Origin of the sequence: Nocardiopsis sp. EMB25 (genome assembly GCF_026797795.1) — a bacterium.
In the GTDB taxonomy this organism is placed as follows: domain Bacteria; phylum Actinomycetota; class Actinomycetes; order Streptosporangiales; family Streptosporangiaceae; genus Nocardiopsis; species Nocardiopsis lucentensis.
In genome coordinates, this window is sequence record NZ_JAMTDN010000001.1 from 4,571,380 (window position 1) to 4,597,626 (window position 26,247).

The window sequence follows — 26,247 nt, forward strand, 5'->3', positions numbered from 1 at the left end:
CGGCGGATGTGGGCGGCTCAGAGCTTGCGGCGGCGGCCGCGGCGCTTCTGGCTCGGCTTCAGAACGGGCTTGCCCGCCTCGATCGCCTCACGCCGCTTGGCGGCACCGTACTCCGAAAGCGCCTCCACGAGGGCCGAAACGGAGGGTTTGGCCGCGACGACGTCGACGCGCAGACCGAACTCGATCGCGGTCTTCTCCGTCTCCGGGCCGATGACGGCGATGGCGGTCGTGTTGTGCGGCTTGCCCGCGATACCCACGAGGTTGCGCACGGTGGAGGAGGACGTGAACAGCACGGCGTCGAACCCGCCGCCCTTGATCGCCTCGCGGATCGGCGCGGGCGGCGGGGCGGCGCGCACGGTGCGGTAGGCCGTGACGTCGTCGACCTCCCACCCGAGGTCGCCGAGCCCCGCCGACAGGGTCTCGGTGGCGATGTCGGCGCGCGGCAGCAGGACCCGCTCGATGGGGTCGATCTCGGCGTCGTAGGGCGGCCACACCGACACGAGTCCGGCGCTGGACTGCACGTCGTCGGGCGGCAGCAGGTCGGGCTGGATTCCGAAGTCGCGCACCGCCCGTGCCGTGCTGTCGCCCACCGCGGCGACCTTCACCCCGGCGAAGGCGCGCGCGTCGAGCCCGTAGGACTCCAACCGCTCGCGGATCGCCTTCACCGCGTTGACCGAGGTGAACGCCACCCACTGGTAGCGGCCGGTGACCAGGCCCCGGACGGCGCGCTCCATCTGCTGCGGCGTGCGCGGCGGCTCCACGGAGATCGTGGGGACCTCCTCGGGCACGGCGCCGTGGCCGCGCAGCTGCTCGGACAGGGCGGCGGCCTGCTCCTTGGTACGCGGCACGAGCACGCGCCAGCCGAACAGCGACTGGGTCTCGTACCACGACAGCTTGCCCTGGCGACCCACCGGCGTCCCGACGACCATCAGTGCGGGGGCCGTGAGGTGGTGGCCCTTGGCGTCCTTGGCCTTGAGCTCGGCGACGAGCCGGTTGAGCGTCGAGGTGACCGTGGTCTGCCGGGTCGTGCCGCCCGCGCGCACGACCGCCACGGGCGTCGTCGGCGGGCGCCCGCCCGCGATGAGGGTCTTGCACAGCACGTCGATCCCGGGCCCCTGGTGCGCGGCGGCCTCCCCGGGGGGCGCGTCGGCGCCCAGGATGACCAGTGTGGCTTCGCTCGCCGCCGCTTCGTGCCAGTCGACCTCCGCGCCGCCGTGGTCGCGTGCGTTGAGCACCCGAACCTCGGGGTTGCCATCGCCCAGCAGGGGAATGCCCGCGAAGGTCGGCACGGAGGTCACCGCGGAGATCCCGGGGACCACGTCGACGTCGATCCCGGCCTGGTGGCAGGCGGCGACCAGTTCACCGCCCCGGCACCCGAAGAACGGGTCACCGGAGTACAGGCGCACCACGCGCTGGCCCTCGCGGGCGCGCGTGACGGCGAGGGCGTTGACGTCGCCGCCGCACTCGTCGGCCTGGATCACGGACACGTCGTCGGAGCAGTGCGTGAGCAGCCCCTCACGGAAACCGGCGAGCTCCTCCCGGGCCGGTTCGTTGAGGGTGATGACCACATCGGCGCGGCGGAGCATGTCGGCGCCGCGCAGCGTCAGCAGGTCGGCGCTGCCGGGGCCGGAACCGACCAGCGCCACGTGTCCGGACCGCGTTGCGGCGCGCGATTCCTCAGGCTGGGGGTTGGCGTTGGCGTTCACGTACTGGCTCCTCGTGTGTGGGTCGCCTGCTCCCGGAGGCACGGGGTTCCGGGTGGTGGCGGCGCGGCGGGACCGTGCGTGCGGGCGGCCCGCCGACTGGCTCCTACTGTGTCTCGTCCCTCTCGGTGAAGGCCGCGGCGACGATGCCGTCGGCGCCCTCGACGATCATCTCCCGTGCCAGGTCCCGGCCGAGGTCCGCGGCGGCCGCCACGTCCTCGGGCGAGTCGAGGCCGATCACGCGCTCCCGGCGCACGGCCTCGGTCCCGTCGGTGGCGACCACCGCGGCGCGCAGCCGGAGCCGGCCGTTCCCGTACTGGGCGTAGGCGCCGACCGGCGCGGCGCACCCGGCCTCCAGCTCGGCCAACACGGTCCGCTCCGCGACGACCTCGGCGCGGGTGGGCGCGTGGTCGACGGCGGCGAGGTGGGCGAGGTCTCCCGCGGCGCGTTCGGTGGAGCACTCGACGGCGAGGGCGCCCTGACCGGGCGCGGGCAGGACCTGTTCGGGTTCGAAGACCTCGGTGACGTCGTCGAGGCGGCCGACGCGGCCCAGTCCGGCGTAGGCCAGGACCACCGCGTCGACCTCGCCGGCGGTGATCTTGCCCAGGCGGGTCTCGGCGTTGCCGCGGATCGGCACGAAGGTGAGGTCGGGGCGGAGCGCGGCGAGCTGGGCGGCGCGGCGTGGCGAGCCCGTGCCCACGCGCGCGCCCGCCGGCAGGTCGGCGAACTTGAGGCCGTCGCGGGCGCACAGCGCGTCGCGCGGGTCGTCGCGCTCGGGGATGGCCACGAGCGTGAGACCGTCGGCGGGCGCGGTGGGCAGGTCCTTGAGCGAGTGGACGGCGAAGTCGATCGTCCCGGCCTCCAGCTCGTCGCGCAGGGCGTTGACGAACACGCCGGTGCCGCCGAGCTGGGTCAGCTGAGCCTTGGTGACGTCGCCGAAGCTGGTGATGAGCACCAGCTCGATCGCCTGCCCGGTGCGCTCGGTGATCGCGTCCGCGACCATCTGGGACTGGGTGGTCGCCATGGTGCTGCGGCGGGTGCCGAGCTTGGCGGTGGTACCGGTCATGCCTTCTCCTGGGCGGAGCGCTCCGCGTGGGTCGGGCCCGTGGGGGCGGCGAGCGCCCCCGGGGCCTGGGGGTCGAGGTCGAACAGTTCCCGGAGGGCCACCTCGTAGGACTCTCCGTCCGGCGCCTTGGCCAGCTCCTTGACCCGCACGGTGGGCCGGTGCAGGAGCTTGTCGGCGACCCGGCGCATGGCCCGGGTGATCTCCTCGCGCGCCTTGGGGCCGAGGTCGTCGGGCAGGCGGCCGTGCAGGCGGGTCAGCTCCGCCTCGACGACGTCCTGCGCCTGGGCACGCAGGGCGACCACGGTCGGGGTCACCTGGTTGGCGCGGCGGACGGCGCCGAACTCGGCGACCTCCTCCTCCACGATCCCCCGGACGAGGGTGAGGGAACCGGAGCGGTCGGTGCCGCCTCCGGCGCCGCCGGCGGCTGCCTGACGCAGGTCCTCGATGTCGACCAGGTGCGTTCCGGGCAGGTCCCGCACGGCGGGGTCGATGTCGCGGGGCAGGGCGAGGTCGAGGAAGACCAGGGGTCTGTCGCGCCCCTCGGCGGCCGGGGCGACGGTGTCGGCGGCGAGCACGACCCCCTGGGCGCCGGTGCAGGAGATGACCAGGTCGACGTCGGCGAGGGCGGTCGCGGCCTCCTCGAAGGGCACCGCGACGGCGTCGACGGCGTCGTAGGCCTCGGTGAGGCACTCGGCGAGGCGGGCGGCGCGCTCGTGGGTGCGGTTGGCGACCACCACACGGCCGGCCCCCTGGCGGGCGACGGTGTTGGCGGACAGAGCGCTCATGGATCCCGCGCCGAGGACCAGGACGCGGACACCGGCCAGCGACGCGGGGGCGGGCCGGGCGACCTCGGCGTCGGAGGCGGCGGGGACGTCGGAGTCGGCGGACACCGCGAAGGCGGTACCGGAACCCGCGGGGGCGGCGGTGGCGCCGGACATGGGGCAGCCCGGCGGGGCGGCGGCTCCCTCGGCGGGGGTGGTGCTCTCGACGGTGACCCCGGAGGGCTCCGGGGTGACGGTCGCGCCGAGGGGGCGCAGGGCCTCGCCGAGTCCGAAGCTGACCATGTCGGCTCCGGCGTGGTCGAGGTGGGTCTCGGTGTGGGCGCGCTTGCCCACGCGCAGGGCGCGCTGGCCGAGGTCGTTGAGCACCCGGCCGACGGTGGCGTGCTCCTGGCCCTCCTTGAGGGCGTCGCGGACCTGGCCGAGGATCTGGCCCTCGCCGACGACCATGGAGTCCAGGCCGCAGGTGACGGAGAAGAGGTGCTGGACGGCACGGTCCTCGTAGTGCACGTACAAGTGCTCGGAGAGTTCGCCCAGCGGGACGCCGGTGTGCCAGGAGAGGAGTTCGGTGATGGCCGCGACCCCGCCGTGGAAGGTCGCGACGTCGGCGTAGACCTCCGTGCGGTTGCAGGTGGAGACCACCATGACCTCGTTCACGGAGTCGGAGCCGAGCATGTCGCCGACCGCCTTGGTCCGCGTCTCGCCGTTCAGTGCGACGCGTTCGAGCAGCGCCACCGGCGAACTCCGGTGGCTCAACCCCACGGCCAGGACACTCATCCGCTCTCTCCCATGCGTCCTATGCGGGCCTACACAGCTTCTCTCCATACTCGGGCACGGGTCACCTTCATGTGTGCGGACCCTCCCGAGACGCGGCGCACGCTCGCTCATCGCCGCCGCTGATGCGGGCCTCACGGCCTTGGTGTCGGTCTCACGTCAGTTCCAGTCCCGCCGCCCGCGCCTCGCGACCGTCGCCGTCGGCCCTGCGCTGCGCGTGGAAGGCCAGGATCTGGAGTTCGATGGACAAGTCGACCTTACGCACATCGACACCGTCCGGCACATTGAGCACCACGGGCGCGAAGTTGAGGATGCTGGTCACCCCCGCCTCGACGAACCGGCTCGCCACGCCTTGGGCGGACGCCGCCGGTGTCGCGATGACCCCGATGGACACACCCTTGGAACGCACAACCTCTTCCAGGCTGTCAATATGCCGCACCTGGATGGACGCCACGCTCTGTCCGACCACCCCGGGGTCGGCGTCGAGCAGGGCCGCGATACGGAACCCGCGTGAGCCGAAGCCCCCGTAGTTGGCCAGTGCGCGTCCCAGGTTGCCGATGCCGACGATGGCCACGGACCAGTCCTGGGTGAGACCAAGCTCACGCGATATCTGGTACACGAGGTACTCGACCTCGTACCCCACGCCGCGCGTCCCGTACGACCCGAGGTGGGACAGGTCCTTGCGGAGTTTGGCGGAGTTCACACCGGCGGCCGTGGCGAGCGCCTCGGAGGAGACGGTGAGGATCCCGCGGTCCTGGAGTGCCTGGAGCGCGCGGAGGTAGACCGGCAGTCGGGCGACGGTGGCTTCGGGGATTCCCCTCTCCCGGGGCCGAGGTGGACGACTGGTCACAGGCGGGCGCTCCTGAGCGGCTGTGGTGCGGACGGGGTGCGGGCCGTGAGCGGCGCGCCGTGGGGGCCGGTGCGTCGTCCTTCCCCGACTGGTCTGTCGTCCACAGATTACGTGCTTGTGAAAGCACGCACAAAGTGGGGTGCCCTGTGAGGCGGGTTCCATAAGTTCCCACCCGCGGCGGACACGGGCCCCGCGGCGAGGGGCGGGAACTCCGCGGCATTCCCCCACACGAGGTCACGGCGGCGAACGGTGGTACGGGGAGGCGGATTCCGCGTTGTGCGCGTCCTCCACGCCCCCTTCGGGGAAGGCCTCCCCCGACCTCCGAACCGGTATGGCCAAGACCCCCATTCCGGACATCCGACGGGAATCCGATGGGAAGATTTGTTGCGTCCCGTTCTCGTTATCCCGAGAAGTCGCGTCCGTTCCCCCGCGGAGTGGTTCTGCGACGGCTCACGCGCTCAGCGCGGAGCGCAGACGCCCCTCCGAGACCCGCCAGAAGTCGTGCCGGCGCCCGTCGACGAAGGTCACCGGGATCTTGTCCCAGTACTCCTCGCGCTCGACCCCGCTCACCTCGTCGAGCCGTACCTCGGCCCGGGTCGCCCCGAGGTCGTCGGCGACCCGTTCGACGATCGCCCACGCCTCCTCGCACAGGTGGCATTCCGGCTTGCCGAGAACGACGACGCGCGCACGCCGCGCCCATTCTGGTGTTTCGTCCATGTCTCCTCCGTGTTCCGAACCGTTTTCGACGACCTCACCCGCCCGCGAACGGCGGTAGGACCTCGATCACAGTGCCGTCCGTGACGGTGACCTCGCCGTGCGCCCGCCGACCGACCGGCCGTTCGTCGACCAGGAGCGACGAAGCCCCGAGAACACGCTGGAAGCGGTCGTCCGGGTGCAGCCGACACGCCGCCTCCAGGGCCTCTCCGAGGGTCCCCGCCTCGACGTGTTCCTCGGCCGTTCCGGCCGCTTCCTTGGCCGCGGCCCAGTACCTGATAGTGCACTTCGCCATCTGTTGATTATCCTTGGTGTTGCTCGGAGGCGACGTATTCGACAAATCTTCACCGGGGGCAAAGGCGCCTTCGATCGTCCGCATCACGCGGGTTTGACGAGAAGAGACGCATGAGCCATCTGCTGCTACTGACGAACTCGAACGAACCGTCCGACCACGTGCTGCCCGCTCTCGGACTCCTCCTGCACTCGGTGCGGGTGGCGCCCGCGGAGGCCGGCGCGCTCCTGGCCTCCGGTGGCAACGGAAGCTCCAGTGCTCCCGTCGACGCCATTCTGGTCGATGCGCGAACCGACCTGGCAGCCGCCCGGAACTTCTGCCGTCTGCTCGACACCACGGGGCTGGACTGCCCGCTGCTGGTCGTCCTGACCGAGGGCGGCGTCGCGGCGCTGACCCCGGACTGGCAGGTCAACGACTTCATCCTGACCACCGCCGGGCCCGCCGAGGTCGAAGCGCGGCTCCGCCTGGCCGTGGGGGCGTCCGACACCGGCGCCGACGACCCGGATGAGATCCGCCGCGGTGACCTGGTGATCGACGAGGCGACCTACATCGCCCGTCTGCGGGGCCGCATCCTGGACCTGACCTTCAAGGAGTTCGAACTCCTCAAGTTCCTGGCCCAGCACCCCGGCCGCGTGTTCACGCGGGCGCAGCTGCTCCAGGAGGTGTGGGGCTACGACTACTTCGGCGGCACCCGCACCATCGACGTCCACGTCCGGCGCCTGCGCGCCAAGCTCGGCTCGGAGTACGAGTCGCTCATCGGCACCGTGCGCAACGTGGGTTACCGCTTCGTTCCGGACCCGGTCGCCAAGGCCACGTCCGGGCAGGGCGAGGCCGCGGAGTCGCTGCCCGCCGCCCGGACCCCGGAGAACAGCGGGACGTAGGGCGGCCGCCGGAAGGCGGGGGAGGACGCGCGGGGAGCACGGTCGGCATGGCCGGGATCGAAGGGGTCCCGGTCGCCGGTCCCGTGCGCCCGAGAACCCGTGTCCTGGAACGGTCGAGGGCGGTGAAGGGCGCCGAAGCGGGGAACCGAAGCCGAGAGCCGGAGCGGGAACCGTCACTCACCGTCACCACCAGTGTGAATTCGGGTGCTCATGACACTCGTCTTCCGGGCTCGCACGGCCTAGGATTCGTGGGGTAACCCGAGTCGGGTGAGGGCTGGCGCGGTGCCACTCCCCGGGCCGGGTGCGTCCCACCGTTCCGGCGCGCCACGTAGGAGTGAATCGCACCGATGCCCACCCCCACCGCGAGATTCCCGCTCACCGCGCACCCCCGGCACCTGAGCGTCGCGCTCGGCGCCGCCTTCGTGGGGTCCAGCCTCGTCGCCGTGATGGCTCCGGCCTACGCCGACCCCTCCCCCTCCCCGGAGCCCGGCACCGGCACGCCCTCGGTCACCGTCGTGTTCCGGCACTCCGCCAGTGAGGTGGACCTCGGATCGGCGGTGCCGGCCAACACCGTGACCGCCACCAACACGGGTGACCTCGCCGTCTGCCTGATCGGTCTGTCCGTCGACACCCCCGGGTTCCGCGTCGACGGGTTCGAACCGCGACGACTGGCCCCGGGCGAACCCCTTCCGGCGGGACAGGTCAACGGCGCTCCCCGGGAGTCGGTCGACGTCGTCGCCACCCTCACCTACGGCCTCCCCGACGAGCAGGACGGGTGCGCCGAACCCGGCACTCCGACCAGCGCCGTCACCGGCGCGTGGTCGATCACCGTGATCGACCCCCGCCCCACACCGAGCCCCTCCCCGAGCCCGGACCCCACCGAACCCCCGTCGCCCAGCCCCGATCCGACCGAGTCCCCCACCCCCTCTCCCTCTCCCACGCCGAGCCCGAGCCCCAGCCCCACGCCGAGCCCCAGCGCGACACCGAGTCCCTCCCCGAGCCCGAGCCCCACGCCGAGCCCCAGCCCCACGCCGAATCCCACCGGGTCCCCGTCGCCCGACCCTTCTCCCACGTCCACCGACGACGGGCGGGAGGACTCGGACGGCGGTTCCGGCGGCGACGGCCGGTCGGACTCCACCCCCACCCCGCGGGACACGTCCTCGCCGCGGACCCCCCGCCCCGGAGTGAGCTCACCGCCGACCACCGGCGGCGACGTTCCGACCATCCCCAGCGGTGCGGCCGACCTGCCCGACCTCTCCCCCGGCGGCGAGGACCTCGCCGACCTGCCGATGGTCACCCCGTCCGAGGACGACATGGACGAGACCGAGGTGGCCGCCGACCACTCCGACCTGCGTCCGTCGATGGCGCCGTCGATCCTGCTGGCCGCCGTCCTCCTGGCCCTGCTGCTCGCCACACCCCTGGCGCCCGCGCGCCGTGTCCGGACCGGAGCCCGCTACCAGGGCAAGCGCCGCCGTCCCTGACCCGTTCCACCGTTCCGCCACGCCCGGCTCGGCCCCGTGAACGAACCGTCGTAGGCTTTCGACCATGAGCACCCCGCACGTCACCGACGACCTCGACACGGACCTGGCCGACCAGATCCTGGCCCTCGCCGAGGCCGCCCGCCGCGAGGACGGCGTCGCCCCCCTGTCGGAACACACCATCCTCCGCGTCCGGCACGGCGCTCCCGCGGGCAGCAGCCGGTTCCACGTGGTCACCCAGGACGACCGGGTCGTGGGCTTCGCGTTCGTCGAGCGCGTCGAGGGCGAACCCGACTCCGGCGAACTCGTGGTCGACCCGGCCCACCGCGGCCGTGGACACGGCACCGCCCTCCTGCGCTCGGTCCGCGACGACGCCGGACCCGACGGGGTGCGCGTCTGGGCGCACGGCCGCACCCCGCAGGCGGTGTCGGTGGCCGAGGGGGACGGTTGGCGCGCCGTCCGCGAACTGCACAAGATGCGCATGCCGCTGCGTGACCTTCCCGCCGACGTGCCGGGCGGACCCCGCACCGCGCCCGAACTGCCCGAGGCCGAACTCAGGCCCGAGGTCGCCGACCGGGTCCGGGTGGGCGCCTTCGTCGTCGGCCAGGACGAGGAGGCGTGGCTGCGCGCCAACGCCCGCGCCTTCGCCGACCACCCCGAGCAGGGCCAGCTCACCCTCGACGACCTGCTCCAGCGCGAGGTCGAGGACTGGTTCGACCCCCACGGCTTCTTCCTCGCGACCGCCGCCGACGGTTCGGTCGCCGCGTTCCACTGGACCAAGACGCACGCCGACGGAGCCGGGCTCACCGACGGCGAACCGGTCGGTGAGGTCTACGTCGTGGGCGTGGACCCCGACTGGCAGGGGACGGGGCTGGGCCGCACACTCACCCTGACCGGTCTGCACCACCTGCGCGACGCCGGGCTGCCGTGGGTGCACCTGTACGTGGACGGCGACAACGAGGCCGCCGTGCGGCTCTACGCCTCCCTCGGGTTCGAGGTGTGGGACACGGACGTGATGTACGCGCCGCCGTCGGAGGCCGTCGAGCCCGGGTCCTCCTGAGGTGCGACACATCACATTCACCACCTGAACCCCTTGAGGCCACGGGAGTGCGACATGTCGTTCATCTCCCGTTCACCTTCTCTGGGATAACTGGTCACCTGCCGCGCCTACCTTCACACTCGGCGCGGAAGGGCCAAACCGCGCGTGGTGACCGTGACAACACGGTCACCGACCGGCTACCTCTGAGTCGTGGCGGACTGAATCGAAGGATCGCAGCCACCCGACCCGGATCCACGGCACCCGGAGCCGCCGCGCGACCCACGCGCGCCGATCCGGCACGGCCCAGGTGACCAGCCCTGAACCCTTTCCGAACCGGAGCCAATCCATGACGACCACGGACGCGCCCCAGGCGGCACCGCCGCCCACGGGAAAGCGCCGGATCGGCGACGCCGTCTTCGCCGGGCTCGCCCGAGGCTCGGGCCTCCTCATTCTGCTGATCCTCGCCGGGGTCGCCGCCTTCCTGATCATCCAGGCCTGGCCCTCGCTCGCCGCCAACACGACGGGCTTCCTCACCACCCAGGAGTGGGACGCCAACGTCCGGGAGAACCCCGCGTTCGGCGTCGCGGCTCTGGCGTTCGGCACCGTCCTCGCGGCCGCCATCGCGCTGCTGCTGGCCACCCCCGTGGCCGTCGGGATCGCGCTGTTCATCGTCTACTACGCGCCCCGCAGGGTCGCCTCCGTGCTCGGCTACCTGGTCGACCTGCTCGCCGCCATCCCCAGCGTCGTCTACGGCCTGTGGGGGATCGGGTTCCTCGCGCCGCAACTCGTCCCGGTCTTCCGCGGCCTGACGGAGTACCTGGGCTGGATCCCGCTGTTCTCCGGCCCCGCCTCCACCTCCGGCCGGACGATCCTCACCGCCTCCGTCGTGCTGGCGGTCATGATCCTGCCGATCATCACCGCGATGTCGCGCGACGTGTTCAAGCAGGTTCCGCAGGGCCACCGCGAGGCCGCGCTCGCCATGGGCGCCACCCGCTGGGAGATGATCCGGCTGGCCGTGCTGCCCTTCGGCCGCTCCGGTGTCGTCGGCGGCGCGATGCTCGGTCTGGGCCGCGCCCTGGGCGAGACCATGGCCGTGGCGATGATCCTGTCGCCGTCGCTCGCGATCTCCTTCGACCTGCTCCAGAGCGGCAACCAGACCATCGCCGCGCACATCGCGCTCCAGTACCCGGAGGCCACCGGGTACGGCGTGTCCGCGCTGATCGCCGCCGGTCTGGTCCTGTTCGCGATCACCCTCGCCGTCAACATGGGCGCCCGCTACATCGTGGCGCGGGGCAGCAAGGAGGCCTGATGAGCACGACGACCACGCAGCCCCCCGGACCCGAGGCCGGGTCGGCCGAGGCCTCTCTCCGGCACGCGTCCCTGCCCCGCTACTTCCCCGCCGCCCTGCTCGCGTCCTGCGCCGCCGTGGTGTCCGGGTTCCTCCTGGCCTTCTCCTCGTTCGGTGTCATGCCGTGGGCGCTGCTGACCGCGGTGTCCTACGTGGTGATCACCGTGACCGCCTCCGCGCGCGTCGAGGGCGGCCGCAAGGCCGTGGACCGGTTCGTCACGTCGCTGGTGTACGGGTGCTTCCTGCTCGCGCTGGCGCCCCTGGTGTCGGTCCTGTGGACCGTGCTCCAGAACGGCTTCGGCCGGTTCGACGGGTACTTCCTGTCGGTGTCGATGAACGGCGTCCTGCCGAGCATGGACGCGGGCGGCGTCTACCACGCGATCGTCGGCACGCTGGCGATCACCGGGATGGCCACGCTCATCTCCGTGCCGATCGGCGTCATGACCGCCGTGTACCTGGTGGAGTACGCCGAGGGCCGGATCAAGCGCCTCATCACCTTCTTCGTGGACGTCATGACGGGCATCCCGTCGATCGTCGCCGGCCTGTTCGTCGTCGCCCTGTGGATGGTGCTGTTCGGCCCCGGACACACCAACGGAGCCGCGGGCGCCATCTCCCTCTCCGTGCTGATGATCCCCGTCGTGGTCCGCTCCAGTGAGGAGATGCTCCGCCTGGTCCCGCGTGACCTGCGCGAGGCCTCCTACGCGCTGGGCGTGCCCAAGTGGCGGACGATCACCAAGGTGGTCCTGCCCACCTCGGCCGCCGGACTGACCACCGGGATCATGCTCGCCATCGCGCGCGTTATCGGTGAGACGGCGCCGCTGATCCTCACGGCGGGCTCCTCGGCGGTGTCGATCAACTGGAACCTGTTCGACGGCCAGATGATGAGCCTCCCGGTCTTCATCTACTCACAGGTCCGCATGGGCGGTGCCGTCAACTACGAGCGGGCCTGGGCCGCGGCGCTGACGCTGATCCTCACGGTGATGCTGCTGTTCTTCCTGGCCCGGATGATCGGACGCGCGTTCGCGCCGAAGTCCGCCCGCTGACCCATACCAACCGCCCCGCGCACCGCGCGTCGAGCTCACTCACGAGGAACATCCAGTGGCCAAACGAATCGACGTCTCCGGACTCCACGTCTACTACGGCGACTTCCTCGCCGTGGAGGACGTGTCCATGACCATCGAGCCGCGGTCGGTGACGGCGTTCATCGGGTCGTCCGGCTGCGGCAAGTCCACCTTCCTGCGCACCCTCAACCGCATGCATGAGGTGACTCCGGGCGCGTACGCGCGGGGCAAGGTGCTCCTGGACGACATGGACATCTACGGCCCCGACGTGGACCCCGTACTGGTCCGCAGCGAGGTCGGCATGGTCTTCCAGAAGGCCAACCCGTTCCCGACGATGTCGATCTACGACAACGTCATCGCGGGCGCCAGGCTGAACAACAGGCGGATGAGCCGCTCCGAGGCGGACGACCTGGTGGAGGAGTCGCTGCGCGGCGCCAACCTGTGGGAGGAGGTCAAGGACCGGCTGAACAAGCCCGGTTCGGGCCTCTCCGGCGGCCAGCAGCAGCGCCTGTGCATCGCGCGCGCCACGGCGGTCAAGCCGTCCGTCCTGCTCATGGACGAGCCCTGCTCCGCGCTGGACCCGATCTCGACGCTGGCGATCGAGGACCTCATTCACCAGTTGAAGGAGGACTACACGATCGTGATCGTCACCCACAACATGCAGCAGGCGGCGCGCGTGTCCGACCGGACCGCGTTCTTCAACCTGTCCGGTCCGGGCAAGCCCGGCAAGCTCATCGAGATGGGCGAGACCAACCAGATGTTCACCCGGCCGGAGAAGAAGGAGACGGAGAACTACATCACCGGCCGGTTCGGGTAACCGGAACTCCCACGTCTCCCCGGCGGGAGCGGTGATCGACCAGGGGGCCGGTCCGGGTGGCCGACCGCCTCCGAAACCGGGTGAAAACCGGTGTAGATTACCCGTCTGACCTCGGACAAGGGAGACTCCGTGCCCACACCTTTGGTGATCGACACCGACACTGCGCAGGACGACTGCGTCGCCCTCCTCGTGGGGTTGCTCGACCCGGCGGCCGACCTGCGGGCGATCACCATGGTCGCGGGCAACGTCGGCTTCGACCAGCAGGTGCGCAACGCCTTCCTCACCCTCAACGTCGCCGGTCGGCTCGGCGAGGTGCCCGTGCACCTGGGCTGCCGGGCACCGCTGACCCGCGCGTGGGTCAGCGCGGAGAACGTGCACGGCGACGGTTCCGGCGGCCTGCGCATGGACCAGTCCGGGCTGGAACCGGAGTCCGAGCACGCCGTGGACGCCCTGGTCCGGCTGGCCGCCGAGCACCCCGGGGAGCTGTCGATCGTGGCGATCGGCCCCCTGACCAACATCGCCATGGCCGTGGCCAAGGACCCCGACTTCGCCCGCAACGTCGGCTCGCTGTACGTGATGGGCGGGTCCAACAACGGGCGCGGCAACATCACCGCCGCCGCGGAGTTCAACTTCTACGTGGACCCCGAGGCCGCCAAGGCCGTGTTCGCGGCCGGGTTCGACGTGACGGTCGTCCCCTGGGACCCGCTGACGCTGCGCCAGGCCGTCTTCGGGCAGGAGCGCCTGGACCGGATCGAGGCCATCGGTACACCGCTCTCCGACTTCTTCACGGACGTGTGCGCGGCGACCCTGGAGTTCGACCGCAGCGTGGGCATCGACGGCACCACGCACCCCGACTCCCTCACCGCCGCCGTGCTGCTCCACCCGGAGCTGGTCCGCCGTTGCGCGCGCTACCACGTGGACGTGGAGACGGCGGGCGAGCTGACCCGCGGATACTCGGCCATGTCCTGGGGCGTGCACGGCCTGGAGCCGAACGCCACGGTCGTGGAGGAGATCGACGCCGAGGGCTTCCACGCCTACCTCAGCGGCGTCCTGGCCACCGAGACCGTCCCGGCCCGGAAGATCACCCGTTCGGTGTAGGGCGCCCTCGCCGCCATCACGCTCAGTACCAGCCCAACTCCTATAGCATCGATGCTATGGCTTGGGGTACGATTGAACTGGAACCTGAAGTGGAACGATGGCTTGGGGGTCTGTCCGACGAGGAATGGGCTCAGGCTTTGTTTCATCTGGACCTGCTTGAATGCCGTGGTGTCAGCCTGGGATTCCCCTACACGAGTCAGTTGGATGGCAAACTACGGGAGCTACGGTTCTATTGCGGCGGGCGCCGGGTACGCGTCACCTACTACATCGCGGCCGGGCGGCGAATCATCATGCTGACCGTGTTCCACAAGACCCGAGCCCGGGAGTCAGCCGAGGTCCGACGTGCTCTCCGCGCGATGCACGACTGTGTCAACGCTGGCCACACGGTCGATGAGGAGTCACCATGAACACTCCCCCGAGGAGAACCCTGTCCGATCTGAAGTCTTCTGAGCGGTTCGACCGCCCCGCGGTACGAGAGGCCTACGAACTCACCCGTCTGCGCTTCGAGCTGGCTGAAACGGTTCGGCTTCGCCGCGAGGAACTCGGCTGGTCCCAATCGGAACTCGGCCGCCGCGCGGGGATGCCCCAGTCCAGTGTCGCCCGTTTCGAACACGGCGGCACGCAGCCCACGCTTCCCACGCTGGAGCGTCTCGCAGATGCTCTGGGACTCGTCCTGCATGTGTGCATGGAAAACCCCGAGACACGGGATCGCGGCCTCAGCCACGTGTAGAACACGACAGGACGCTCCACATCCGGACCGGGGCGCCGACACGGCGCCCCGGAGGGGTCAGCCGTTCTTGACGACGATCGTCTCCACCGTGTTCGCCACGTGCTCGAACGCGTCCGCCGCGGTCTCCAGCTCCTCGATCACGTCCTTGAGCTTGAGCACCGTCAGCGCGTCGTACTCCCCGCTGAACAGCTTGGCGAGAAGCTTGCGGTAGATCCGGTCGGCCTGGTTCTCCAGCTGGTTGATCTCGATCCAGTACCGGGTCAGGTCCTGCAGCGTCCGCAGTCGCGGCATCGCCTCCGCGGTCAGCTCGGCGGCGCGCTCCAGGACCTCGATCTGGTCGATGATGCCCTTGGGCAGCCGCTCCAGTCCATAGAGTCCGATCAGGTCGACGGCGGCCTCCATCGAGTCCATGACGTCGTCCAGGTTCGAGGCCAGACGGTAGATGTCCTCCCGGTGGATCGGCGGTGCCGAGCTCTTGTTGAGCCGCCGCATGATCGCGTGGGTGGCGTCGTCACCAGCGTGCTCACAGGCACGCATCTTCTCGCCGATGGCCTCCCGGTCGGCCCCGTCACTCATCAGCTCCACCAGCAGGCGGGCCGCGATGACCAGGTTGTTCGCCGAGTCGGTGAACATCTCGTAGTAACTGTCATCACGCGGGCGCAGGCGCAGGCGCACGTCGTTCTCCCGATGGTGCGGTGGTCTTCCTTCGTGGATGGTAAGTGTGCTGGCCAGCCGGTTGGCTCGGCGGCCTCGCGTGGTGCGGGCCCGGAGAGCGGCGGTCGGGGAGGCGGCCGGACCGGTTCACCCTTCGTTCACCTGTTCAGTATCGGTGCGCGGAACTCCATCCTGCGGGCGTTCCATCGCATTCCTCCCAGTCTCAGTGACATCGGGACGGTTCGGGACGCTACCGTGTCACGCCCCCTCTGGCCAGCGGTGCGCTGAGACAGGAATCACCCAAGTGTGCGGAGATCGGCGGACAGGTCCACTGGAATCCCCCGATGTCCACCATCGGTCCATTCCCCAGACATGACAAGTATCCCTGTGATTCACAGATCCGATACCCCTCTGTGCCCACCCTCTCTCTCCGTCCCCCGCCCGTCACCCTCCACCACCCTCGACGGACGCCTCCGGCTCGGCGCCTTCCCTAGGCTGCTTCCATGCCTTCCGCTCTGACCGCGAGCGCCGTACGGCGGCTCCGCACGGCCCTGGACGACCAACTCCACGCCTTGGGGGATCCCCCCTTCGAGGGCTCCGACGAGGAGGCCGCCGAGGCCTGCGCCCGCGCCGTCCTGCGCGCTGACACCCCCCAGCGCGCGGCGGTCAAGGCCGCCGTACGCGCCACCCTGGCCGTGCTGGCCGACCGCGCCCCGGGCAACAGTCTGGAGGTGCGCGTCCCCCCGCACGGGGCCGTCCAGGCGGTCGAGGGCCCCCGGCACACGAGGGGGACCCCACCCGGTGTCGTGGAGACCGACCCCCTCACCTGGCTGCGCCTCGCGACCGGCCGGACCGCCTGGGACGAGGCGGTCGCGGAGCGCTCCCTCCAGGCCAGCGGCGCCCGGTCGGACCTGTCCCCATGGCTCCCCCTGTGGTCCGACCATCCCCCGGGTGGTGCCGAGCCGACGGGCAGGCACTAAGCTGTGAGTGTGTCGTACTCCGACGGCCGGCTCTCCATGGACCTCGATCCGCTCGAACGCGGCCCGCAGGACGCCTGCGGTGTTTTCGGGGTCTGGGCACCCGGCGAAGAAGTCAGCAAGCTCACCTACTTCGGTCTCTACGCTCTGCAGCACCGCGGACAGGAATCCGCGGGCATCGCGCTGAGCGACGGGGAGCGGATCGTCGTCTACAAGGACATGGGGCTCGTCTCCCAGGTCTTCAACGAGGCGACGCTCGAATCCCTGAACGGCCACCTCGCGATCGGCCACTGCCGCTACTCCACCACCGGCTCACCGGTGTGGGAGAACGCACAGCCGACCTTCTACTCGGCGCGTGAGGGCGGCCTGGCGCTCGGCCACAACGGCAACCTCATCAACACGCCGGAGCTGTCGGCGATGCTGCCGGACTCCCGGCGGGGCGCCACCACGGACACCGAGGTGCTCACCAACCTGTTGGCCGACTACGCCAACAGCGACTCCGAGCGCACCATGGAGGACGCCGCGCTGGCCCTCCTGCCCAAGGTACAGGGCGCCTTCTCCCTGGTCTTCATGGACGAGAACACCCTGTACGCGGCGCGCGACCCACAGGGCATCCGCCCGTTCGTGCTCGGCCGCCTGGGTGAGTCGTCCAACGCCGGCGGGTGGGTCGTGGCGAGTGAGACCGCCGCCCTCGACATCGTCGGCGCCACCCTGGTCCGCGAGATCGAGCCCGGCGAGTTCCTGACCATCGACGAACGCGGGGTCCGCTCCCGTCGCTTCGCCCCCGCCCGGCGCAAGGGCTGCCTGTTCGAGTACGTCTACCTGGCCCGTCCCGACACCACGATCGCCGGGCGCAACGTCAACTCCACCCGCGTCGAGGTGGGCCGCCGCCTGGCCAAGGAGCACCCGGTCGAGGCCGACCTGGTCATCCCGGTGCCCGAGTCCGGCACTCCCGCCGCCGTGGGATACGCCGAGGCCAGCGGCATCCCGTTCGCCCAGGGCCTGGTGAAGAACTCCTACGTCGGGCGCACGTTCATCCAACCCAGCCAGACCCTGCGCCAGCTCGGCATCCGCCTCAAGCTCAACCCGCTGCGCGAGGTCATCGAGGGCCGCCGCCTCGTGGTCGTGGACGACTCCATCGTCCGCGGCAACACCCAGCGCGCCCTGGTGCGGATGCTGCGCGACGCGGGAGCCGCCGAGGTGCACGTTCGCATCTCCAGTCCGCCCGTGCTGTGGCCGTGCTACTACGGCGTCGACTTCGCCACGCGTGCCGAACTCATCGCCGCGAACCTCACGGTGGACGAGATCGCGGAGTCGGTCGGCGCCGACTCGCTGGCCTACGTCGACCTCGACGAGCTCATCGCCGCCTCCGAGGTGCCCAAGAACGAGCTGTGCCGCGCCTGCTTCGACGGCGTGTACCCGATCGAGGTCGCCGACGACGCACGCGGCAAGTACCTGCTGGAGAAGTCCTGCGGGACTTCCGAGGGCACCGGTCTCGCCACGAGCGACACCTGATCGAGGCACGGCGGACGGGGGGTTCGCCGTGCCCGGGTTCCGGCGTGCCCTGATCGGGTCCGCCGTGCCCGCACCACCACCGAACACAGCACGAGGAGATCTCGCGTGGCAGCCGAGAGCACAGGGGCGAAGGGCGCGTACGCGGCCGCGGGCGTCGACATCGCCGCGGGTGAGCGCGCCGTCGACCTGATGAAGAGTCACGTGGCGCGGACCCGCCGACCCGAGCAGGTCACCGACGCGAGCGGCTTCGCGGGTCTGTTCCGCCTGGACACGGGCAAGTACAAGGACCCGGTCCTGGCGACCTCCACCGACGGCGTGGGCACCAAGGTGATGCTCGCCCAGCAGTTCGACAAGCACGACACCATCGGCGTCGACCTGGTGGCGATGGTCGTCGACGACCTGGTGGTCAGCGGCGCCGAGCCCCTGTTCATGACCGACTACATCGCCTGCGGCTCGGTCGTCCCGGAGCGCGTCGCCGAGATCGTCGGCGGTATCGCGGAGGGCTGCCACCAGGCCGGGTGCGCGCTGATCGGCGGGGAGACCGCCGAGCACCCCGGCGCCATGGAGCCCGACGAGTACGACCTCGCCGGCGCTGGCACGGGCGTGGTCGAGGGTGACGCCATCCTCGGCCCGGACCGGGTCCGCGAGGGTGACGTGGTCATCGCGATGGCCTCGTCCGGACCGCACTCCAACGGGTACTCGCTGGTCCGCAACGTCGTGGAACGAGCCGGCCTCGACCTGCACGCGCACGTCCCGGAGCTGGACGGCGTCCTGGGTGAGGTCCTGCTCACCCCGACCCGTGTGTACGCCAAGGACTGCGTCGCGCTCACGGCGGCCGTCGAGGTGCACGCCTACTCGCACATCACCGGCGGCGGCCTGGCCGCGAACCTGTCCCGGTCGCTGCCCGAGCACCTGGACGCGGAGCTCGACCGCTCCACCTGGGCGCCCGCGCCCGTGTTCGGCTACCTGGCCGACCAGGGGGACGTGGCGCGGGACGACATGGAGGCCACCTTCAACATGGGTGTGGGCATGGTGGCGATCGTCGCGGCGGAGGACGCCGAACGCGCCCTCGGTGTCCTGGCCGAGCGGGATGTCCCGGCCTGGCGACTGGGCGAGGTGACGGCCGGTTCCGGCCGGGCCCGCTTGAGCGGCGAGTACCGGAGCGCGTGAGAGAAGCGTTGCGCACCGGATCCGAACATAGCCGGTGCGAACCACGAGCGTGGTTCGCACCGGCTATATCCACCTGTCCACCGTGGCCCCCGCTCGGGGGACCGGTGGGTGGCACAGGCCTGCGGTTGTTGTCCGAGCGACCTGTCAGTCCCGGAAACGACTACTTGTCGGAGTCCGAGTACTTGTCGGCAAGATCCGCGTAACGGTCGATCAGCTCGTCGTGAGGATCCGCGTAGGGGTCGTCCGGACCCGACGATCCGGAGGGAGACCCCTCGTCCTCAGCGACACCCAGCTCCGACCGCAGCCGATCAAGATCGGTCCCGCCGGTGCTGTACTTGAGCTTCCGGGCGACCTTCTGCTGCTTGGCCTTGGCTCGGCCGCGCCCCATTGGCTCGACCCCCTCAACGATTGGGTTCCGACGAACCCCAGATCACTTACTAACCCGCGGTAACGGGCTGACGGCCGTCAAACGCGACTGACGACCGGCGTCAGCGTACGTACACGTACAACCGTACCTGGTCGCACCCCACCCTGCCTACGCCACCCGGGTGTGACGGGTGTGGCCCGCGTCCGAACGACCGTTCCGACGAGGGTTTCCGGGGTGGGTGTCACCCACAGCGATGTGTGCCACGATGCGATCGTGCTGCCCTACACCGCTTACCTCCGGGTCTATCAGCCGATCGACGCGTTCTCTCCGAGTGACCGACGGTACTGGGAGGAGTACGCGGACTCCCCCGACCGGCCACGGAGGGTCAACGCGCTGGCCGCCGAACACGCGGAGAGCCTGGGCAGGCTCATCACCACTCCCCCCGTGGTGGCCCCGACGGAGGAGAGCCGGAACGCCTACCTGCGCAGGGTGGACGGGCGGCTGTACGTATGCCCGTGGCAGACCCGGCTGCGTTCGTGGCGGGCGTTCACGGAGTTCACGAACACGACCTCGGTCCTGGTGAGCGGCGCGTTCGTCCCCGAGCACGAAGCGGACCGGGCCGAGGAGGGCTACCGGGAGTGGCGCGAGTCGGGCGCCGAGGCGCGCCCGGGCATCCTGTCGAGCAACTGGACGATCCCGGTGCCGTGGTTCGTGCCCTTCGAGTCCGCGGAACGGTGCCTGGTGCTGTCGACGGACACCACCCGCACGCTGTTCTACCTGACGCGCGTGTCACAGGCGAGGCGACGGCTGGACCACACGGTGGCGGTACTGCGGGAGCGGCTCGGCGAGCACGCGGTGTCCTCGTCGACGGAGCAGCTGGTGGACTGGTTGGCGCTGACCGCGCACCCGAACGCGCTGCTGGAACTCGACTACGGCGGCATGCCGCACCTGTTGAGCGACGACGCGCTGCGCGGGGACCACTCGGTCGCGGAGGTCTCCGAGGCCGTGGAGGCCCTCGCGACCGGCGACACGGAGCGTGTGATGGGGCTGCGCGAGCGGCTCCTCCGGCGCTGGAGGTCGGTGCGCGCCCTGGAGCACGCCAACTGAGAGTCACGGGTTGGTCAGTTTTTCGTGGACACCACACCCGCGAATGTCGTCATCTGAGATCGTGACGCACGGCACGCCACGCCGGACACCAACCTGGTACGCCAGGTTTCTTCCCGGGCGGGGACAGGCTTTCCGCACGTGACAACGGTGCGAGCCAGGACGTCATCCCCGCACACCACCAAGCCCGATGAAACTGGGCATAACGCCCGTTAGGGATCAGCGTAGACTGTAGCCGGACCATCACTGAACGCACTCTGAGTAACGACGAAACCCTTGCCACGCGGGAGATCCACGCGATCCGCCCCTTGGCCGGGACGGGCGGAGACCCGCCCCCGCCCCCACGACCCACATCCACCCACACAGCGACTGAACAGGAACGCCAGTCCACCTCCCCCAGCCCGAACCACTGTTTTCGGTCAGGACCACGTAGCAGTTCGGACGCTCCGGATCGAGAAAAACGAGGCCGGAGAACGAAGTTTTGACCGAATACGCCACATGCCACTAAACGTGTCGCTAGAATCACTTAGCGTGACGCGGCCACGGGCGGCTTTCTTGGCCTCCCACGCGCAAAGTTGCTTGGAGTGGTCGCGCTATCACCTCGGGTGATGCCAATATGGACCCAGTGGAAATATTGGACATCCGGGCCAAGCGCCAGGAATAAGGCTCAAGGATCGGCACACAGATCCAGGAGGAGAGGCCGTACACATGTCAACTCGCACGCCCGAGGCGGAGCCCCTGTTGACCCCCGCCGAGGTTGCCACCATGTTCCGCGTGGACCCCAAGACCGTGACACGCTGGGCCAAGGCGGGCAAGCTGACCTCGATCCGCACCTTGGGCGGACACCGCCGCTACCGCGAGACTGAGGTCCGCGCCCTGCTGGCCGGAATCCCCAACCAGCGTACGGAGTGATCTCCCCGGTCTGTGCCGATTCCGGGGGGAACGGCCGGGCACACTCCGGCTACTGACATTGACACAGGCGACGGGCGGGTTTCCGGGGGACGGGCCCGCCCGTCCCCTCCACCACCCTCAACCGACGCCTCCGGCGCAGTCCCCATCCCACGTCCCCTCCACCACCCTCAACCGACGCCTCCGGCGCAGTCCCCATCCCACGTCCCCTCCACCACCCTCAACCGACGCCTCCCACTTCGTCGCCCTCCCCCGCCGAACTCCCGGGTGGGTTCGTTCCCGACTCCCCGCCAACGGGTATCCCGGGGGTGAGGAGCGACGACCATGCGCGAACTGACCACCCAGTGCTGTGTCATCGGCGGCGGCCCGGCCGGGATGACCCTCGGCCTCCTGCTCGCCCGGCAGGGCGTGGACGTGATCGTCCTGGAGAAGCACGCCGACTTCCTGCGCGACTTCCGAGGCGACACCATCCACCCCTCCACCCAGGAACTGATGTACCAGCTCGGCTGGGACGAGGACTTCCACCGCCTCCCCCACGCGCGGCTGGAGCGGATCACGATCGACCTCCGGGGAGGGCCCGTCACCTTCGCCGACTTCCGGCGGCTGCCCGTGCACCACCCCTACGTGGCGTTCATGCCCCAGTGGGACTTCCTCGACTTCCTCGCCGAGAAGGGACGCGAGTTCCCGTCCTTCCGGCTGCTGATGTCCACGCCGGGGACCGAACTCGTGGTGTCCGACGACGGGGTCACCGGCGTGCGCGCCTCAGGCGAGGGCGGCGATCTGGAGATCTCCGCCGACCTCGTGGTCGCGGCCGACGGGCGGCACTCGGCCATCCGTGAGCAGGCCGGGCTCGTCCCCGTCGCCTCCTCCCCGCCGATGGACGTCCTGTGGCTGCGAGTCTCACGCAGGCCCACCGACTCCGTGCCCTTCTTCACCGCGAGCGGTCGCGGACTCGTGTCCATCAACCGGGGCGACTACTGGCAGTTGGCGTACCTGATCCGCCCCGGCGGGTTCGCGGACGTCCGCCGCGAGGGGCTGACCGCCCTGTGGGAGGGGATCACCGATCTCGCCCCCGACCTGGCGGACCGGGTGGAGGAGATCGCCTCCTGGGACGACGTGCACCACCTCGCGGTCCGCGTCGACCGGCTGCGGCGCTGGCACCGGCCGGGGCTGCTGTGCATCGGCGACAGCGCGCACGCGATGTCCCCCGCCGGTGGGGTGGGAATCAACCTGGCGGTGCAGGACGCCGTCGCCACCGCCAACATCGTGGGGCCCCGGCTGGCGGCGGGCGCGCTGGACGAGAGCGACCTCGCCCGGGTGCAGGCGCGGCGGATGTGGCCGACCCGGGTCACCCAGGCGCTCCAGATCGCGATCGGACGTCGGCTGTTCCCCCGCGACGACGCGCGGAGGGTGCTGAACACGCCCCTCGGGAGCGACGGAGCACGCGTCCCCGCGTTCGTGCGCCTGTTCCGGTGGTTCCCGTCGCTGAGCCGCGTGACGGGCCGCCTCGTCGGTATCGGCGTGCGGCCGGAGCGCGTCGAACCGGAGCGGGTCCGGGTGTGACCCCGGGCGGCCGGACGCGGCGACGCCACGCCGCGACCGCCCTCAGGTCCTCGGTCAGTCCCCGATCCGGTCGTCCATCGCGGTGGTCCGTTTCCTGGCGAGGAAGGTCGCGGTCGTACCGCCGCCGACGGCGACCACCGCCGCGACCACGAGCGCGGCCAGCGAACCGCCCGTCGTCGCCAACCGGCGGTCGGACGGGTCCTCGGTCGGGGTGGGCTTCGGGGAGGGGGTCGGGGTGGCGCTGGACGTGGGGTCCGGGGTGGGGTCCGGAGTGGGGGAGGCGGCCGGGTCGTGGGTCGATCCGAGGACCCGCGTCTCGGCGAAGTCCACGACCAGGCGGTCGCCGTCCTCCTCATCCGCTTCGCCGACCTGCACCCACACGGTCAGCCATGACCGGACGCCCCGGCCGTCCCAGCCCTCGTCCCCGTCCTCGAAGGTGGCCTCGTTGATCGCGATGCCGACGCTGACCCCGACCTCCTCGATCACGGAGCCGTCGGCGTCCAGGAAGGCCACGCTGTCGTCGACCACGTAGCCGTTCTCGGTGTCCTCCACGCCCTCCAGTTCGACGCCGGAGGCGGTCAGGTTCCCGTACTCCAGGGACGCCTCCGTCCGGCCGTCGAACCCGGCGGAGGCGGTCGACACCACGTCGGAGAGGCTGAAACCGACCGTGTCGGCCGTGCCGGACAGGGGATCGGAGTCGGTCTCGTCCAGGCGCACCGCACCGTCACCGCTCGTCGAGGGGCTCGCTGACGGCTCCGCTCCGGCTGTCGGGGACCCCATGTCCGGCGCTGTCCCGTCGCCGCTGCGCGCCCCGTCCGGAAGCCCGGAGGGGGTGTCCGAGGGACCCGCGGTGGGGTCGGCCGCGGTGGGGGTGGCCTCTGGGGCGGGGAAGGCCGTGGCCTCCGGTTCACCCGTCGTGTCGGAGCCGTCGTCGGCGTTCCCGTCGGGGTCCGCGGCGGTACTCACCGGTGACCACCCCTCCGGGGCCTCGACCAGCCCGAGGTCGACGAGGTCGGCCGCGCCCAGGCGGACGGTCGCCGAGTCCAGGGTGGTCGTGGCGTGGGCGCCGTCGGCGTCGACGGACGCGCCCGCCTCACCGGTGACCACCGCGTAGTCGGCGAGTGGACCCAGCAGGACCCCCGTGGCGGCGGTGTCCTCGATGTCGTCGCCGAAGCTGGTGGCCGTCGCGTGCCCGGCGAGGAGATCGCCGCCGGCCACCCTCGCCTGGGCGGTGCCCCAGACGAGCGCGTCCGCGCCCGCGGGGGCCGCGAACGCCGCGCCGAACACGCCCAGCCCGGCGAACAGGGCACCGGCTCCGAGGAGTCGGCGAGCGGTCAACTTGGGGGGAGTCACCACGACACTCCTGTCGTTTCAGGGGGATGCCGGTCCCGGCTCCTTCACGAGGCCACCGTGCGGGCGGTGGTCGGTGGGGGCCGGTCGGCCGGGGGGAGGGAGCCGGGGACGGGGGTCGGTTCGACCGGGGGCCGACCGTACCAGGAGCGGAACCGGGCCACGCGCCGTGCCGGAGCCACCCGCTCGGTGGTCCCGGTCACGTGTCCGCTCCACCGCACCGGATACGGCATCTCGTCGTCCTCGCTTCCTCGACGACCGGACAACGGTGGAAGCGCGCGGGAAGTTCCGCACCGCCGACCGTACGACGCGAAGGGGCCCCGGGGGCGTCGTCGCCCCGGGGCCCCAGGCCCGGATCAGCCGATCCGGCGCCTCGTCGACTCTCGCCGCTGCGCTCAGCCCTCGCTGGACTCGTCGGCGGCGGCCGCGGTCTTCCTGCGGCGCGCGAAGAAGGCGGCCAGGCCACCACCGGCCGCGACCGCGGCACCCGCCGCGATCAGCCCGACCACCGGGGAACCGGTCTGGGCCAGCGGCTCCACGCTGCGAGGGTCGGGCTTGCTCTCGGGCACGTCGCGCTCGGTCGGCGGATTCTTGTCGTCGCCCTCCTCACCGGAGCCGTCCTGGCCGTCGTCGGTGTCGGTGTTGTCGCCGCCATTACCGTCACCGTCGTCGACGACCACCTCGGCGACGCTGGCCATCGTCTCACCCAGCGGATACGTGACCACGAAGTATTCGGGGACCGAGATGTTGAGGACACCCGCAGTGTAGGCGTCGTGCCACAGGAGGTCCTCCTCCTGGGAGGAGTCGACCTCCCAGAAGTCCTCCTCGGAGGTGACGCTGACCGACGCGTCGACACTGTTGACGTTCTCGGTGACGGTGCCCGGAACGACGGAATGCGTGACCTCGCCGCCCCAGGTCTGGGTGGTGGTGATGGTCACGTCGGTGATCGTGACGTCGAGGACGACCTCGTCACCGCCGTCGGTGAGCTCGGAGTTGGTCTCGTCGAGCGTGACCACCTCGTTCTCACCACCGGCTCCGGCGGCCTCGGGCTCCTGGGTCTGCTCCGCCTCCGGAGCGGACTCCTCGGAGGAACCGTCACCCGGCTCGCTCTCGTCGGAGCCCTCATTGGACTCAGGCGTCGGCGACGGCGACGGAGCCTCCCCGTCACCCTCCGAGCCCTCACCCTCGGAACCGTCGGTGTCGGTTTCACCCTCGGACGGGGCGTCGGACGGCGCCTCCGAAGGCTCTCCGGTCTCCCCGTCGTCCTCGCCGGTGGCGTCCTCGCCGTCCTCTTCCTCCGAGTCGTCCAGGACGCCTTCGAGGTCACCGACGGTGAACTGGATTCGGGCGCTGTTCACCACGGTCGTGGCCGTCGCGCCGTTGAGGTCGGCGTGCGCGCTGGTCTCAGCGTCGATCGTCAGATAATCGCCGACCGCACCCGAGAAGGCGTTGCTGCGGCTGGAGGGCGCGTTGTCCACGACGCCGGTGTTGGTCCAGCCGTAGCCACCGGCGATATCAGCGTAGGCCCAGGTGTACCGGTACTGATCGGCGTTCACGGGAACGGCGGTGGCGACGGTGAGCGCGCCGAGGGCCGCGAAGGTGGCGCCGGCCTGCATGACACGACGCGCCGAGAAACGGGCAGTGTTCTTCAAGTCAATCCTCTTCGGATCGTCCCAGCCCGCACTGTCGGGCTGGCCTGGTCACGCGTTCCGGCACCGTGATGGTGAAGGGAGTCGGAACGCGAAACGAAACCAGGATGCTGATGGGGGACCGGAGGCGCACCAGAGCCAGGGAGCCTCCGCGAGAACAGGGGGTCGTGGCGACTCCGACATGCGCGGACACGAGCCATCCAGACAGGGACCACATCCTGTTCCTTCACACCAATGATACTTCGCCTGAATAGTCTGATTCACCCGAAAAAACATCACAGAATGGTCACATTAAGCATTTTTATGCCTTCTGCAACCATTCGTGTCGCCTTCTTTAATTCTTTGCGGAATGAGTAAAC

At 70.7% G+C, this 26,247-nt stretch carries 25 protein-coding genes and 1 pseudogene; 15 read left to right on the forward strand and 11 right to left on the reverse strand.

Annotated elements, in window-relative coordinates; all coding sequences use genetic code 11:
- Positions 1–17: 17 nt before the first annotated feature.
- The 6 genes from KIK06_RS19980 to KIK06_RS20005 form a co-directional block, all read right to left on the reverse strand.
- Positions 18–1,706: a uroporphyrinogen-III synthase gene (locus KIK06_RS19980; RefSeq protein ID WP_026127963.1), complete on the reverse strand. Its 1,689-nt coding sequence runs from the start codon at positions 1,704–1,706 to the stop codon at positions 18–20.
- A gap of 103 nt (positions 1,707–1,809) precedes the next feature.
- A complete protein-coding gene (gene hemC / locus KIK06_RS19985; protein WP_268644666.1) occupies positions 1,810–2,769 on the reverse strand; it encodes a hydroxymethylbilane synthase in 960 nt (319 codons plus the stop codon).
- Entirely contained in the window at positions 2,766–4,325 is a 1,560-nt protein-coding gene (locus tag KIK06_RS19990) for a glutamyl-tRNA reductase (RefSeq protein WP_268644667.1), read from the reverse strand. Before KIK06_RS19990 ends, hemC begins: the two co-directional genes overlap by 4 nt.
- A 151-nt stretch (positions 4,326–4,476) precedes the next feature.
- Positions 4,477–5,172 carry a redox-sensing transcriptional repressor Rex gene (locus KIK06_RS19995; protein ID WP_268644668.1) on the reverse strand — a complete coding sequence of 232 codons (696 nt, stop codon included), beginning with the start codon at positions 5,170–5,172 and terminating at the stop codon, positions 4,477–4,479.
- A 450-nt stretch (positions 5,173–5,622) separates the two neighbouring features.
- Positions 5,623–5,889, reverse strand: a complete 267-nt coding sequence (locus KIK06_RS20000) for a glutaredoxin family protein (RefSeq protein WP_017600605.1) — start codon at positions 5,887–5,889, stop codon at positions 5,623–5,625.
- Between the two features lie 34 nt (positions 5,890–5,923).
- A complete protein-coding gene (locus tag KIK06_RS20005) occupies positions 5,924–6,181 on the reverse strand; it encodes a MoaD/ThiS family protein (protein WP_017600604.1) in 258 nt (85 codons plus the stop codon).
- Between the two features lie 110 nt (positions 6,182–6,291).
- On the opposite strand from KIK06_RS20005, the gene KIK06_RS20010 reads away from it, so the two are divergent.
- The 9 genes and pseudogenes from KIK06_RS20010 to KIK06_RS20050 all read left to right on the forward strand — a co-directional run bounded on the left by KIK06_RS20010 (position 6,292) and on the right by KIK06_RS20050 (position 14,630).
- On the forward strand, positions 6,292–7,059 hold the full coding sequence (locus KIK06_RS20010; RefSeq protein ID WP_017600603.1) for a winged helix-turn-helix transcriptional regulator: 768 nt from the start codon (positions 6,292–6,294) through the stop codon (positions 7,057–7,059).
- A gap of 347 nt (positions 7,060–7,406) precedes the next feature.
- Complete coding sequence (locus KIK06_RS20015; RefSeq protein WP_268644669.1) at positions 7,407–8,540, forward strand: hypothetical protein; 1,134 nt, start codon at positions 7,407–7,409, stop codon at positions 8,538–8,540.
- Positions 8,541–8,595: 55 nt separating this feature from the next.
- Positions 8,596–9,597 (forward strand): annotated as a pseudogene (gene mshD, locus KIK06_RS20020) (mycothiol synthase); the annotation flags it as partial.
- Positions 9,598–9,922: 325 nt separating this feature from the next.
- Positions 9,923–10,885: a phosphate ABC transporter permease subunit PstC gene (pstC, locus tag KIK06_RS20025; RefSeq protein ID WP_017600601.1), complete on the forward strand. Its 963-nt coding sequence runs from the start codon at positions 9,923–9,925 to the stop codon at positions 10,883–10,885.
- The gene (pstA, locus tag KIK06_RS20030) at positions 10,885–11,967 is read left to right on the forward strand and encodes a phosphate ABC transporter permease PstA (protein WP_268644670.1); all 1,083 of its coding nucleotides are present in this window, start codon (positions 10,885–10,887) and stop codon (positions 11,965–11,967) included. Before pstC ends, pstA begins: the two co-directional genes overlap by 1 nt.
- 55 nt (positions 11,968–12,022) lie before the next feature.
- Positions 12,023–12,802: a phosphate ABC transporter ATP-binding protein PstB gene (pstB, locus tag KIK06_RS20035; RefSeq protein ID WP_017600599.1), complete on the forward strand. Its 780-nt coding sequence runs from the start codon at positions 12,023–12,025 to the stop codon at positions 12,800–12,802.
- A 129-nt stretch (positions 12,803–12,931) separates the two neighbouring features.
- On the forward strand, positions 12,932–13,900 hold the full coding sequence (locus KIK06_RS20040; RefSeq protein ID WP_268644671.1) for a nucleoside hydrolase: 969 nt from the start codon (positions 12,932–12,934) through the stop codon (positions 13,898–13,900).
- Positions 13,901–13,956: 56 nt separating this feature from the next.
- Positions 13,957–14,307: a type II toxin-antitoxin system RelE/ParE family toxin gene (locus KIK06_RS20045; RefSeq protein WP_083924283.1), complete on the forward strand. Its 351-nt coding sequence runs from the start codon at positions 13,957–13,959 to the stop codon at positions 14,305–14,307.
- Complete coding sequence (locus KIK06_RS20050) at positions 14,304–14,630, forward strand: helix-turn-helix domain-containing protein (protein WP_017600597.1); 327 nt, start codon at positions 14,304–14,306, stop codon at positions 14,628–14,630. Before KIK06_RS20045 ends, KIK06_RS20050 begins: the two co-directional genes overlap by 4 nt.
- Positions 14,631–14,687: 57 nt before the next feature.
- Here KIK06_RS20050 and KIK06_RS20055 read toward each other — a convergent pair whose 3' ends face one another.
- Positions 14,688–15,305 carry a DUF47 domain-containing protein gene (locus KIK06_RS20055; protein WP_017600596.1) on the reverse strand — a complete coding sequence of 206 codons (618 nt, stop codon included), beginning with the start codon at positions 15,303–15,305 and terminating at the stop codon, positions 14,688–14,690.
- A gap of 482 nt (positions 15,306–15,787) precedes the next feature.
- On the opposite strand from KIK06_RS20055, the gene KIK06_RS20060 reads away from it, so the two are divergent.
- From KIK06_RS20060 to purM, 3 genes are all read left to right on the forward strand, one after another.
- Positions 15,788–16,264, forward strand: a complete 477-nt coding sequence (locus KIK06_RS20060; protein ID WP_017600595.1) for a sterol carrier family protein — start codon at positions 15,788–15,790, stop codon at positions 16,262–16,264.
- A 9-nt stretch (positions 16,265–16,273) separates the two neighbouring features.
- Positions 16,274–17,776: an amidophosphoribosyltransferase gene (gene purF, locus KIK06_RS20065; RefSeq protein WP_017600594.1), complete on the forward strand. Its 1,503-nt coding sequence runs from the start codon at positions 16,274–16,276 to the stop codon at positions 17,774–17,776.
- A gap of 105 nt (positions 17,777–17,881) precedes the next feature.
- Entirely contained in the window at positions 17,882–18,946 is a 1,065-nt protein-coding gene (gene purM / locus KIK06_RS20070; RefSeq protein ID WP_268644672.1) for a phosphoribosylformylglycinamidine cyclo-ligase, read from the forward strand.
- 160 nt (positions 18,947–19,106) lie between these two features.
- Here the strand turns inward: purM and KIK06_RS20075 are convergent, their stop codons facing one another.
- On the reverse strand, positions 19,107–19,334 hold the full coding sequence (locus KIK06_RS20075) for a DUF3073 domain-containing protein (protein WP_017600593.1): 228 nt from the start codon (positions 19,332–19,334) through the stop codon (positions 19,107–19,109).
- Between the two features lie 252 nt (positions 19,335–19,586).
- Between KIK06_RS20075 and KIK06_RS20080 the strand changes: the two genes are divergently transcribed.
- The 3 genes from KIK06_RS20080 (at position 19,587) to KIK06_RS20090 (ending at position 22,889) form a co-directional block, all read left to right on the forward strand.
- Positions 19,587–20,420 (forward strand): hypothetical protein, encoded by an 834-nt coding sequence (locus KIK06_RS20080; RefSeq protein WP_026127960.1) that lies wholly within the window; start codon positions 19,587–19,589, stop codon positions 20,418–20,420.
- Positions 20,421–21,125: 705 nt separating this feature from the next.
- Entirely contained in the window at positions 21,126–21,329 is a 204-nt protein-coding gene (gene bldC, locus KIK06_RS20085) for a developmental transcriptional regulator BldC (RefSeq protein ID WP_017600591.1), read from the forward strand.
- Positions 21,330–21,650: 321 nt separating this feature from the next.
- The gene (locus KIK06_RS20090; RefSeq protein ID WP_268644673.1) at positions 21,651–22,889 is read left to right on the forward strand and encodes an FAD-dependent oxidoreductase; all 1,239 of its coding nucleotides are present in this window, start codon (positions 21,651–21,653) and stop codon (positions 22,887–22,889) included.
- Between the two features lie 54 nt (positions 22,890–22,943).
- Here the strand turns inward: KIK06_RS20090 and KIK06_RS20095 are convergent, their stop codons facing one another.
- The 3 genes from KIK06_RS20095 to KIK06_RS20105 form a co-directional block, all read right to left on the reverse strand.
- The gene (locus tag KIK06_RS20095) at positions 22,944–24,242 is read right to left on the reverse strand and encodes a hypothetical protein (protein ID WP_268644674.1); all 1,299 of its coding nucleotides are present in this window, start codon (positions 24,240–24,242) and stop codon (positions 22,944–22,946) included.
- Between the two features lie 44 nt (positions 24,243–24,286).
- Complete coding sequence (locus tag KIK06_RS20100) at positions 24,287–24,442, reverse strand: hypothetical protein (RefSeq protein ID WP_161630109.1); 156 nt, start codon at positions 24,440–24,442, stop codon at positions 24,287–24,289.
- 192 nt (positions 24,443–24,634) lie between these two features.
- Positions 24,635–25,891 carry an LPXTG cell wall anchor domain-containing protein gene (locus tag KIK06_RS20105; RefSeq protein WP_268644675.1) on the reverse strand — a complete coding sequence of 419 codons (1,257 nt, stop codon included), beginning with the start codon at positions 25,889–25,891 and terminating at the stop codon, positions 24,635–24,637.
- Positions 25,892–26,247: the final 356 nt, after the last annotated feature.

Coding starts and splice junctions, on each gene's coding strand:
- hemC (WP_268644666.1), bottom strand. CDS start 2,769: ATGACCGGTACCACCGCCAAGCTCGGCACCCGCCGCAGCACCATGGCG.
- KIK06_RS19990 (WP_268644667.1), bottom strand. CDS start 4,325: ATGAGTGTCCTGGCCGTGGGGTTGAGCCACCGGAGTTCGCCGGTGGCG.
- KIK06_RS20000 (WP_017600605.1), bottom strand. CDS start 5,889: ATGGACGAAACACCAGAATGGGCGCGGCGTGCGCGCGTCGTCGTTCTC.
- KIK06_RS20005 (WP_017600604.1), bottom strand. CDS start 6,181: ATGGCGAAGTGCACTATCAGGTACTGGGCCGCGGCCAAGGAAGCGGCC.
- KIK06_RS20010 (WP_017600603.1), top strand. CDS start 6,292: ATGAGCCATCTGCTGCTACTGACGAACTCGAACGAACCGTCCGACCAC.
- KIK06_RS20015 (WP_268644669.1), top strand. CDS start 7,407: ATGCCCACCCCCACCGCGAGATTCCCGCTCACCGCGCACCCCCGGCAC.
- pstC (WP_017600601.1), top strand. CDS start 9,923: ATGACGACCACGGACGCGCCCCAGGCGGCACCGCCGCCCACGGGAAAG.
- pstA (WP_268644670.1), top strand. CDS start 10,885: ATGAGCACGACGACCACGCAGCCCCCCGGACCCGAGGCCGGGTCGGCC.
- KIK06_RS20045 (WP_083924283.1), top strand. CDS start 13,957: ATGGCTTGGGGTACGATTGAACTGGAACCTGAAGTGGAACGATGGCTT.
- KIK06_RS20050 (WP_017600597.1), top strand. CDS start 14,304: ATGAACACTCCCCCGAGGAGAACCCTGTCCGATCTGAAGTCTTCTGAG.
- KIK06_RS20060 (WP_017600595.1), top strand. CDS start 15,788: ATGCCTTCCGCTCTGACCGCGAGCGCCGTACGGCGGCTCCGCACGGCC.
- KIK06_RS20075 (WP_017600593.1), bottom strand. CDS start 19,334: ATGGGGCGCGGCCGAGCCAAGGCCAAGCAGCAGAAGGTCGCCCGGAAG.
- bldC (WP_017600591.1), top strand. CDS start 21,126: ATGTCAACTCGCACGCCCGAGGCGGAGCCCCTGTTGACCCCCGCCGAG.
- KIK06_RS20090 (WP_268644673.1), top strand. CDS start 21,651: ATGCGCGAACTGACCACCCAGTGCTGTGTCATCGGCGGCGGCCCGGCC.